Here is an 11322-nt window from a genome sequence, read left to right on the forward strand (position 1 = left end):
GAACACAGTTCTTCGGACATGCTTCTGAGGTGTCGTGTGCGCGGGTCCTCCTTTTTATAAATTCTATGCCCGAATCCCATGACACGTTGTCCCTGCGCGAGCATGGTATCGATATATTCCTCTACTTCCTGAACATCGGTGATTTCCTTGAGCATTTTCATGACACGCTCATTCGCGCCCCCGTGGAGGGGACCTTTCAGCGTCCCGAGAGCGGTAGTAACCGCCGAATGCATATCGGCATGGGTAGATGCCGTTACACGAGCAGCAAAGGTCGACGCATTCAACCCGTGATCGACATGGAGCAGCAGTATCAGGTCCATCGCGCGAGCCTGCAGATCGGTCGGCAGCTTACCGTGGAACATATAAAGCATATTGGCGGCAGTGTTAACATTCGGGTCGGGCGACAGTATGCTTTTGTGCCTGCGCAAACGGTACATCATCGCAACGAGCGCCGGCATCTGGGCAATGAGCCGGATACCTTTACGGTAATTCGCCTCATAGGAGTTATCACCGGTTTCCGGGTCAAAAAACGCGAGCGCCGAAATCGCCGTTCTCAAAACATCCATGGGATGGCTCGAAGGCGGCATGATCTCTATCATCGAAACCACCTGAGCCGGTATTCTCATTTCCGAAATTACAATACGTCTGAATTCAGCAAGCTGACGGGCATTCGGAAAATCCCCGTGAAGAAGCAGATAGACAACTTCAATATATGAAGTTGTATTATCCGCAATGTCGTGAATATTATAACCTTTGTAATAGAGATCGCCGTTTACACCATCCACATACGAGATATCGGTTTCAGCCGCGACGACACCATCGAGACCCCTGATAACCGACTGATCTTTTTCAGTTCCTTTTTCTCCGCTCATACCCGCTATAATCCTCTTTTCCACATAAAGTTAGTTATTATGAAATATAAAGTTTTTACTATTGATACACAAGTGATATTGTTGCCCGTGTACTGTATGCATTTATTATCAATTACCTCTTGAGATTATACTTTCTTTTGCACAACCGTGCGATGCGTTACAACGCAGCAAAAAAAGCAACCATAAGGAAAAGACACCCGTTACGTAGACGAAGAACGTTCAGGTTATAACCTCGGGAGAGTCACCATTAATAAGGGCGCCGTTTCGACTATATTTGCGGGGAATATGCAGAGAGTGGGGATGATAAACGATCAGCGATGTCCCGCCGCTTTCAGCGGGAATCACCGGCGCAGCCGAGAAGGAGGTCGCTGTATGAGACATCGATGAGGCGGTCTTCAGGTATTTCCAGCTCATCCAGGTAATCACCGCACTGTTTTCGCAGAGTCTTTTCGTCTTTTCCACCGGTATCGATCGCTTCGATTTCGAAAAAAGCTCCGAGGTTTTCGACGGTATCGAGATGAAACTTCACATTGCCGATATAATAAATTTCTCTTCTTTTGTCGACAACACAGAGAACTCCGAGGGCTTTCGACAACAACTCCCTCATCCGTGCCAGCACGGGATCATCCGGTGTAAACTGCTCGATGTGGTAATGACAGTTCTTCGGTCCGGGAATATCGTCGCGGTGATAGAACACGATACAGTTTTCGATCGTCCCCTCACGTATTTTCAGACGGCCGTCCGGCACACGGAGATAGGTATCGCGCTGGTGATCGATTCCCCGGTAATCGGCACCGCGATCGCGGAGAAACTTCCTTATCCGGTCGTGGTCTCCGGTACGGGCCTTGATCTCGACATTGAGCCGCGATGCCCGATCATCGCTGCCTACCGCCATGTTACATTCCCTGACCTGAGATTATAATATGCCCCGACGATGCGGGCTTTTTTCTCGGCGATGAATGCGGCTAAAACCTGCTCGGTTTCCAGCTGTTTTACAACGGTTCGTACGTTTTCCTGTATCGCCGCGGTAATGTCACTGCCGTTGTGCTCATGCTGAGAGAGAGCTCCGGGTGTATTTTCCCTGATCTTCTCAATGATTTTCAGCAGAGAGGGGGATTCGCTTTCCGGATCAGCCTCGAAATTATACGCTGCGGTGACTGCTCCGCAGGATTCATGACCCAGAACGACAACAAGCGGGCATCCCAGGTGACATACACCATAAACGACGCTCCCCATGACAGCCTGATCAACAATATTACCGGCCACACGGATCACAAAAAGATCGCCTAAACCCCTGTCAAAGATAATTTCCGGAGGAATCCGGGAGTCGGAACAGCCCAGGATGACTGCAAAAGGCGATTGTCCCTGAGACAGCTCCACTCGGCGCTGTGAATCGATGTTCGGATGAACCGAAGCACCCTGCATAAAACGTCTGTTCCCGGCTTTCAGGAGTTCAAAGACATCTTCCGGCCTTACAGATGTTTTGGGACTCACACTATTTCTCCTTATACTGATTGTTTTTCTGTAACCACACATAATCCCTCCTGTTCACGAAAAATTATTGAAACGTGAATTTTCGCGGACCGGATGGATTTTCACAGATTTAATTTTTATATATCTTTTTCAAAAGTGAACGATTAACAATTACTAACGATATGATTAATAATCTATTATGTCTATTTATGTTTTTGTGGTGAACTATTCTTATAAATAATTCGTCACAATAATGGTTGAGGAATTAATAAAAAAAAAATTGAAAACGCAACTCAGAAATGTAAACAGATAGCTTTTTAGCCCGAAATTTTCACAATGTTCAATAGACCACGGATTTCTGCGAGTCAGGCGGAATTGCAGAAATGTAATGAAATGAGTCCGAACAGTGAAGATAGCCGGGAAACAGAAAAGCTTGTTCATTCATTCAATTTTACGTATATTAGTATTTTTAATAGGGCTGCATGTCGCCGGGAAACAGTATGACAAATAAAGTCGATACATATTTCATGTCGATGGCGCTCGAACTGGCTGAAAAAGGCCGCGGGACAACAAGTCTCAATCCGATGGTGGGAGCCGTTGTCGTTAAAAACCGGTCTGTCATAGGCAGAGGATATCATATTAAGGCGGGATCAGACCACGCAGAGATCATTGCCCTGAGAGAAGCCGGGCATGATGCTCGCGGTGCCGTACTGTATGTGACCATGGAGCCATGCTGTCATCACGGCAAGACACCGCCATGCACCGAAACGATCATTAAAAGCGGGGTACGGAGGGTTGTTGCAGCCATGACCGACGACAATCCCATCGTATGCGGGAGAGGCTTGCTCAGCCTGTCCCAGGCCGGAATCAAATTCGATGTCGGTCTGCTTGAAAAACAGGCGCGGAAACTCAACGAGGCGTATCTGAAATTCATCCGCACCCGGCTGCCGTTCGTCACGGTGAAACTGGCGACAACGCTCGACGGTAAAATTGCCGATATACAGGGTAAAAGCGCATGGATAACCGGGCCTGAAACACGAAGCCGTGTTCATCTCTGGCGATCCTGGTCGGATGCCGTGATGGTGGGAATCGGGACGGTTCTTGCCGATAATCCGCGCCTGAATGTCCGTCATGTGAAGGGTGCCGATCCCCTCCGTGTTGTCGTCGACTCGACCCTGCGAACGCCTGAATCTGCGAACGTTCTTGCAGACAGCAATGTTCTTATCGCCACAACCGAACGGGCAAATAAAACACGTGTCGGTAAATTCAGGGATAAAGGCATCGAGGTTTTAATCATCGACAGCTCCGACGGGCGGGTTTCATTCGGCTTACTTATGAAAAAACTCGGTGAGCGCCCGATAATGTCTCTTCTCTGCGAGGGCGGTTCGACGATAGCGGCAACGCTCCTGAGAGAACGGCTCGCCGACAAGGTAATTTTCACCATCGCGCCCAGGATTCTCGGCAGCGGAAAAGAAGCCGTCGGCGACATAGCCATACAGAGTATCGGGCAGGCGATCGAGCTCGCTGACATTGAAATAGAGCGGATCGAACAGGATATGATCATTACCGGATATCCGAAAAGCAGGGACTAAGGGACAGAGAGACAAAGGGACAAAGGGACAAAGAAACATATATATCAACTTATGATGCTCTATGTTAAACCTTATGCTGAGTGAGTGATTATTATACAACCATGTTTACCGGTCTTATAGAAGAAGTCGGCCATGTCGTTTCGACAACCCGCCGTGGAAACGGTGCCGATATCACCATCGAAGCACATACTGTTCTCGATGATATATCCATCGGCGACAGCATCTCGGTGAGCGGAGCATGCCTGACGGTAACCACCGTGGGGGACGGCTCTTTCACCGCACAGGCGGTCGAGGAAACGTTGAGGAGAACCACCATAGGAGGGCTTTCACGAGGCGCCCCGGTAAACCTCGAACGCGCTCTGCGTCTCGGCGACAGACTTGGCGGCCACCTTGTTCAGGGGCATGTGGACGGTACAGGCAGAATTACCGCGGTCAGCAGGACCGGAGACAATATGAATCTGGCATTTGCTGCCGGGCCTGACATTGAACGGTATATCGTCGAAAAAGGCTCGATAACCGTGGACGGGATCAGTTTGACCGTGACTTTCGTAAGAAACGGTGAGTTCGGTGTATCCGTCATCCCCCACACTCTCGCGGAAACCACTCTCTGCAGAGCACGTGTCGGATCAATGGTAAACCTTGAAACGGATATACTTGCCAAATATGTCGAGAAACTTATTCACGGTAAAGACGTTTTAACGATTGAAAAACTTGAAAAGCTCGGATTCTGATGGATGCAGAATAAAGTATGATAACACATCGTTTGCAGAGAATATACTCATCCGAAAATTTTTACAGCATATAGAGGGAGCATGCATGCCTGATTTCAGTTCGATAAACGAGGCGCTCGCGGACATTAAAAACGGGAAAATGGTTGTTGTCGTCGATGACATGTCCGAAGACACCGAGGGCAATCTAACGAAAGCCGCAGAGCTCATATCCTCCCGCGATATAAATTTCTTTGTCCGTGAAGCGGCGGGATTGTTTGCGGTTGCCGGAACATCGAAACGAATCGAGGAACTCGACCTCGAGATGGTAGGGCTCAAAATAACCGCCTTGCGCAACACCTCGTTCGGCGTTACCATCGATGCGCTCAAAGGAACGACATCCGGCGCTTCGACAACGGATATTGCGACAACCATACGCCTGTTTGCCAATCCGGATGCCCATGCGGAGGATTTTGCCAAACCCGGACATGTCATGACGCTCAAGGCGCTCGACGGCGGCGTTCTGTCACGGGCCGGGCATACGGAAGCTGCGGTTGACCTCGTACGTCTGGCCGGGCTGAAACCCGCCGGTGCAATCTGCCTCATCATGGCCCCGGACGGCAATGTTGCCAAGCTTTCCCATATCAGGGAATTTTCCGAAAAACACGGGCTGAGGATAGTATCGATCCGCGATCTTATCGCTTACAGGAGTACCCGTGAAAAAATGGTGGAGTGCGTTTCGTCGGTGCACTTCCCCACCCGGTATGGCTCCTTTACTCTCAAACTCTACGAAAGCGAAATAGACGATCATCATCACCTTGCCATTGTCAAAGGGGAAGTTGACACCGGGGAGCCTGTGCTTGTCAGGGTGCATTCGGAATGCCTGACCGGCGACGTGCTCGGTTCGCTCCGGTGCGACTGCGGCGATCAGCTTGCCTTTGCGCTCAGAAAAATCGAGGAAGAAGGTCGCGGAACGCTCCTCTACATGCGTCAGGAAGGCCGCGGCATCGGGCTTGCCAACAAAATCAAAGCGTACAAGCTCCAGGACGAGGGCATGGACACAGTCGAGGCGAACATAAAGCTCGGTTTCCCTCCCGACCTCCGCGATTACGGCATCGGGGCGCAGATACTGTCCGATCTCGGCATCAGAAAAATCAGGCTGATGACCAACAATCCGAAAAAAATCGTCGGGCTCGAGGGATACGGACTCGAGATTGTGGAACGTGTCCCGATAGAGCTTCCGGTACGGTGTGAAAACGCTTTTTACATGCAGACTAAAAAAGACAAGATGGGACATCTGCTCACACAGGATAATTTTCTGAAAACAAAGGAGTAAGGAAGTGGGAAAAACAATCGAAGGCGATCTTTCGGCCAAGAACAAGCGTTTTGCGCTTATCGTTTCACGGTATAACGAACTCATCGGCCGTAAGCTTCTGGACGGGGCTGTCGACTGTCTGACTCGTCATGAGGCCGATAAAAACGCTGTGGATATCATCTGGGTTCCCGGCGCTTTTGAAATTCCCCTGGTTGCTAAAAAAGTCGCTGCGAGCGGAAACTATGATGCTATCGTATGCCTCGGAGCAGTGATCCGCGGTGCAACGCCGCATTTCGACTTCGTGGCATCAGAAGTGGCAAAGGGTATCGCGCTTGCAGGCATGGAAACAGGTGTTCCCGTCATCTTCGGCGTCGTTACGACCGATACTGTCGAACAGGCAATCCAGAGAGCGGGAACCACAGTCGGCAACCGCGGTTTCGATGCCGCGCTCGCCGCTATCGAAATGGCAAACCTCATGGGGAAGATCGGAGCATAACCGTTGGCCTCACGCCGTAAAGCACGTGAAGCGATTCTCAGGGCGCTCTACATGAGCGAAAGCCGGGGTATCAGTATCGATGCCGCATTTCACGAGATGACCGAAATCGATATCGATATTGAAACACTAGCCGATGACAAGGAATCCCAGGAATTGAAGCCGTTTTCTCTCGGTCTCGACGAACGGCAGAAAGAATTTGCACTTTTACTTGCACACCGTATCGTCGATTCACAGGATCACCTTAATGACCTGATTAAACCGGTCCTGATAAACTGGGATTTCTCAAGGATTTCACGGATCGACAGGATTATTCTGTGGATTGCGCTCGCAGAAATGACATATATGCCTGACATCCCTCTTACCGTATCAATCAATGAGGCGATAGAGCTTGCGAGAAAATACAGCTCCGAAAAGAGCCCGTCCTTCATTAACGGTATTCTCGATTCCGCGGCCCGTAATGCGGGTATCCTGAAACCGGGATCGAAAGAGTGAAGAAAAGGGGCAAAGGAACAGAGGGACTAAACGGTTGAAATTTATATCATAATTATTTATAGTGTTGTCAGATATTATTTGTTGATTAAATTATCAATGCGATTTGAACAATACAAATCATTGCGGGTGTTGTAAATCAGCGGTACTGAATCGTGTGAATAATCTGTTTTTTAGAGATACATGAGGTAGAGAATGGATATTGGTGGTCTTCTGAATCGTTCACTGACTAAAATTTTTGGCTCGAAACACTCACGTGATATCAAAGAGCTCATGCCGCTCGTCGAAGAAATCAACGAGATTTTCGCCGGATTGTCATCGCTTTCCGATGAACAGCTCAGCGCTAAAACCGAAGAATTCAAAAAACGTCTGATCGAGGGTGAAACTCCCGATGATATTCTGACCGAGGTGTACGCTGTCGTAAAGGAAACCTGCCGCCGTCTTCTCGGGAAAAAGTGGCTCGTGATGGGTCATGAGACCACATGGAACATGGTTCCGTTTGACTGCCAGCTTGTCGGAGCTATTGTGCTCCACCAGGGTAAAATCGCCGAAATGGCCACAGGCGAAGGCAAGAGCCTCGTCGCCACCATGCCCCTCTATCTCAATTCGCTGAGCGGCAAGGGGACGCATTTCGTTACAGTCAACGATTATCTCGTTCAGCGCGATGTGGAATGGTACGGTAAAATTTACGAGTTCCTCGGAGTAAGTGTCGGGTACATTCTTAACTCATCCCCCACCGAAGAACGCAAGGCATCGTATGCCAGCGACATAACATACGGCACCAATAATGAGTTCGGATTCGATTATCTGCGTGACAACATGGCAATCAGGCAGGAAGACCTCGTGCAGCGCGGCTTCCATTATGCGCTCGTGGACGAGGTTGACTCGGTGCTCATCGATGAAGCTCGGACTCCTCTAATCATCAGCGGTCCTGTCGGAGAATCGACCCACAAGTACGATGAGATGAAACCGCTTGTCCAGAATTTCGTCCGTCAGCAGAGTCACCTTGTCAACGGCATAATCTCTGAAGCGGAACAGGCGCTTGAATCCGACGACGGATACGAAGCCGGCATACTCCTCTTACGGGCAAGCCGCGGAATTCCGAAGCACAAGCGTCTCATGAAACTCCTTTCAGCCCGCCCCGAGCTGAAAAAACTCATGACCACTGTCGAGAACGATTTTAACCGCGACCACCGTATGCCGGAGATCGACGAAGGGCTCCTGTTTGTAGTCGATGAGCGCAACCATACCATTTCATTTACCGATAAGGCTCTCAACAGTATGCGTCCGGAAGAACGCGAGATTTTTATTTTACCGGACCTCAACGAATCACTCAGTGAAATCGAGCATGATAAGTCGCTCACTCCGGATGAGAAAATTCTCAAACAGGAGGAGGTAACCCGTGAATTCGCTCTGAAAAGCGAAAAAATTCACAACTCCAATCAGCTTCTCAGGGCGTATACCCTGTTTGAAAAAGACCAGCAGTATGTCGTCCAGGACGGCAAGGTTCTCATTGTGGACGAGTTCACAGGCCGCCTCATGGCGGGACGGCGGTATTCCGACGGTCTTCATCAGGCTCTCGAAGCCAAGGAAAATGTCAGCATCGAGCAGGAGACACAGACTCTCGCCACGATTACGCTCCAGAATTATTTCCGTATGTACGACAAGCTGTCGGGAATGACCGGCACCGCCGAAACCGAGGCGGCGGAATTCTGGGAAATCTACAAACTCGATGTCGTGGTCATCCCTACCAATGTCCCCGTGGTCCGCACCGATTACGAAGACAGGATATACCGCACGCGCCGTGAAAAATTCAATGCAATTATCTCACGTATCGAGCACCTCCATAAACTGGGACGCCCCGTCCTCGTCGGCACCGTATCCGTCGAGGTATCCGAGACACTGTCGCGTATGCTGACCAGAACCGGCGTCCGTCATAACGTGCTCAACGCCAAATACCATGCCCGTGAGGCGGAAATTGTCGCCAACGCAGGGCATGTGGGCACAGTTACCATAGCGACGAACATGGCGGGCCGCGGTACAGATATCAAGCTCGATCCCGAGGTCAGGGAAATGGGAGACGAAGAAGGCGATGCTCCCGGCGGGCTCCAGATCATCGGCACCGAACGTCACGAAGCACGCCGTATCGACCGTCAGCTCCGGGGACGGTCCGGCCGTCAGGGCGACCCCGGATCATCGATGTTCTACCTGTCGCTCGAAGATGATCTCATGCGGCTTTTCGGTTCCGAGCGGATGTCCGGAATCATGGAACGTCTTGGAGTCGAGGAGGGCGAAGTTATCACCCACTCCATGATAACGAAAGCCATCGACCGTGCCCAGAAACGTGTCGAGGCTCAGAACTTTTCCATCCGTAAACATCTGCTCGAATACGACAATGTCATGAATGCCCAGCGCGAGATTATCTATGAGCTCCGCAACGCCGCGCTCAGGAGTGAAAATGTCCGTGAGCGCCTGTTCGAGATGATGGAGTCTGTCATCGATGATCTTATCGAAGAATTCACCGAACAGCGGGGCACACCGGCAGACTGGGATATGGAAGGGCTGAAGGCAAAATTCGCCACAATCTTTTTCGCAACGTTCACGCTCACAGAGGAGCAGGAGCTGACATTTGCCCAGGAAGCGCTCCGCGATTATCTTGTAACGACCGCGAAAAATTCATATCTGCACAAGGCATCGATCATAGAACCCGAAAGCCTCGCATGGAATGAGCGGATTATCCTGCTCACTACCATCGATAATCTCTGGAAAGAACACCTGTATGAGATGGATCAGCTTAAAGAAGGTATCGGACTCCGTGGCTATGGCCAGCGGGACCCGCTTGTTGAATATAAACGTGAAGGATATCTGCTTTTCGATTCGACGCTCAATACCATCAACACAACCATATTGAAAACCCTGTTACGCGGACTGACCGCGGCCCAGTTCGAACATGTTGAACGCAAACGTCCGAGCTATTCAAATGTACGGACGAACCATGCCGATTATTCTGCATATGGCAGGGAGACGGCTGAGGGACAATCGCCGGGGCGTCCTCCCGAAAAACCCCAGACTGTTGTCCGAACAGCCCGTAAAGTGGGAAGAAACGAACTCTGTCCGTGCGGTTCGGGGAAAAAATATAAACAGTGCTGCGGAAAATAATTATTTTCGATATACTTACTATACTGTCCGGAATATTCCTCAGGGGCAACCACCGTGGGTTGCCCCTATTTCACATCCAATCGGCAAACATTACTTCAGCAGTGTCATTTTCCGTGTTTCAGTGAATCCGCCGGCGCGGAGACGGTATATATACGTTCCGGATGCATGATTGCCGGTATTCCATGTTGCCATGTGGGAACCCTGCGTACGGAATCCATCCACCAATACATCCACAAGCTGGCCATTGAGATTATAGATTTCAAGCCGGACAGGGCATCCCCGGGGAAGACGATATTCAATCGAGGTGTATGGATTGAAAGGATTGGGATGATTCTGGCTCAGAACAAAGGCGTGCGGTTTTTCTCCGGTATTACCGACAGCCGTGGACGTTTCATACTCGAACGGATCGTTGATCAGCTTCCACTCGGTCTTGCCCGGATCGGCTCCCTCGCCAAGGGGATTCAGATACTCCGTGCGAAGCTCATGCCGCGTAAAATCGGTGAGTTTTCTGGCTGTAACCTGACCATCGGCAGTCATTTCATACAGAGGAATGTTAGCCGGATTGATGTCGTTGATCACGCCGCGTTCCAGAGCGATGCGGAACAGGCCGAAATTCCCGGGCTCATGGCCACTGAGCCAGGTGCCGATAATATCGTTATGGTATGATGTCTTCCCAAAAATGATGATGTTGGTAAGATAGTCCTTTGCCGTATAGCGCGTGTCACCGTTCAACTGAACCGGGTTGGGGCCTAGATTGAAGTTGCCGTCGCGCCCGATTACACCCTCCACAATGTGGAGATTGACTTTTGAAGTGATGTTGTTGTCTATGTTACGGTGCGCCCAGGTCTCCATGCCGAGGCCGGTATAATCGTCGTAGTTACTCTCTGACGGCGGCGTATCCCATCCCCAGTATCCCTCGTTTACATGACGCTCCCACAGGGCATGTATCGTTTCCCGTGCGCCATTGACCATCGTATTTTTCCCCGGCATTGAACTTGTGTTATTCCAGGGATTACAATGATTTACATATCCGGTGTTGCAGGAGCCCTGAATATTCTTTGCCGAAAGTGTCATACCCATTTCATGGGCTTTGAATTTGGCAAGACTAAGGTAGAACGTATCAACGGCGTTGAAAGGGAAGAGATAAATGATCTTTTCAAACCACTGTGCGCCTTCCGGCGTATCACGCGTTATCGCCCCGCCTGCCCCGACATTGCCG

10 protein-coding genes are annotated in these 11322 nt (G+C 50.3%); 6 read left to right on the forward strand and 4 right to left on the reverse strand.

The window, feature by feature from the left end:
- The 3 genes from LLG96_07420 to LLG96_07430 form a co-directional block, all read right to left on the reverse strand.
- Positions 1–872 (reverse strand): citrate synthase (locus LLG96_07420; GenBank protein MCE5250034.1); only part of this gene is annotated, 872 nt, incomplete at its 3' end.
- A 331-nt stretch (positions 873–1203) separates the two neighbouring features.
- The gene (locus LLG96_07425) at positions 1204–1767 is read right to left on the reverse strand and encodes a class IV adenylate cyclase (GenBank protein MCE5250035.1); all 564 of its coding nucleotides are present in this window, start codon (positions 1765–1767) and stop codon (positions 1204–1206) included.
- Positions 1758–2366 carry a carbonic anhydrase gene (locus LLG96_07430; GenBank protein MCE5250036.1) on the reverse strand — a complete coding sequence of 203 codons (609 nt, stop codon included), beginning with the start codon at positions 2364–2366 and terminating at the stop codon, positions 1758–1760. Before LLG96_07430 ends, LLG96_07425 begins: the two co-directional genes overlap by 10 nt.
- 479 nt (positions 2367–2845) lie before the next feature.
- Between LLG96_07430 and ribD the strand changes: the two genes are divergently transcribed.
- The 6 genes from ribD (at position 2846) to secA (ending at position 10103) form a co-directional block, all read left to right on the forward strand.
- Positions 2846–3937: a bifunctional diaminohydroxyphosphoribosylaminopyrimidine deaminase/5-amino-6-(5-phosphoribosylamino)uracil reductase RibD gene (gene ribD, locus LLG96_07435; protein MCE5250037.1), complete on the forward strand. Its 1092-nt coding sequence runs from the start codon at positions 2846–2848 to the stop codon at positions 3935–3937.
- Positions 3938–4038: 101 nt separating this feature from the next.
- On the forward strand, positions 4039–4668 hold the full coding sequence (locus tag LLG96_07440) for a riboflavin synthase (protein ID MCE5250038.1): 630 nt from the start codon (positions 4039–4041) through the stop codon (positions 4666–4668).
- 85 nt (positions 4669–4753) lie between these two features.
- Positions 4754–5980 carry a GTP cyclohydrolase II gene (gene ribA / locus LLG96_07445; protein MCE5250039.1) on the forward strand — a complete coding sequence of 409 codons (1227 nt, stop codon included), beginning with the start codon at positions 4754–4756 and terminating at the stop codon, positions 5978–5980.
- A 16-nt stretch (positions 5981–5996) separates the two neighbouring features.
- Positions 5997–6455: a 6,7-dimethyl-8-ribityllumazine synthase gene (gene ribE / locus LLG96_07450; protein MCE5250040.1), complete on the forward strand. Its 459-nt coding sequence runs from the start codon at positions 5997–5999 to the stop codon at positions 6453–6455.
- Positions 6456–6458: 3 nt separating this feature from the next.
- The gene (gene nusB, locus LLG96_07455) at positions 6459–6947 is read left to right on the forward strand and encodes a transcription antitermination factor NusB (GenBank protein ID MCE5250041.1); all 489 of its coding nucleotides are present in this window, start codon (positions 6459–6461) and stop codon (positions 6945–6947) included.
- A gap of 192 nt (positions 6948–7139) precedes the next feature.
- On the forward strand, positions 7140–10103 hold the full coding sequence (gene secA, locus LLG96_07460) for a preprotein translocase subunit SecA (GenBank protein ID MCE5250042.1): 2964 nt from the start codon (positions 7140–7142) through the stop codon (positions 10101–10103).
- Positions 10104–10193: 90 nt separating this feature from the next.
- Here the strand turns inward: secA and LLG96_07465 are convergent.
- Positions 10194–11322 (reverse strand): T9SS type A sorting domain-containing protein (locus LLG96_07465; protein ID MCE5250043.1); only part of this gene is annotated, 1129 nt, incomplete at its 5' end.

This window comes from bacterium (assembly GCA_021372535.1).
Taxonomy (GTDB): Bacteria; Latescibacterota; Latescibacteria; order Latescibacterales; family Latescibacteraceae; genus JAFGMP01.

Bases quoted from the DNA above. Each gene is read 5' to 3' on its own strand.
- secA (MCE5250042.1), top strand. From the start codon at position 7,140: ATGGATATTGGTGGTCTTCTGAATCGTTCACTGACTAAAATTTTTGGC.
- ribA (MCE5250039.1), top strand. From the start codon at position 4,754: ATGCCTGATTTCAGTTCGATAAACGAGGCGCTCGCGGACATTAAAAAC.
- LLG96_07440 (MCE5250038.1), top strand. From the start codon at position 4,039: ATGTTTACCGGTCTTATAGAAGAAGTCGGCCATGTCGTTTCGACAACC.
- LLG96_07425 (MCE5250035.1), bottom strand. From the start codon at position 1,767: ATGGCGGTAGGCAGCGATGATCGGGCATCGCGGCTCAATGTCGAGATC.
- ribD (MCE5250037.1), top strand. From the start codon at position 2,846: ATGACAAATAAAGTCGATACATATTTCATGTCGATGGCGCTCGAACTG.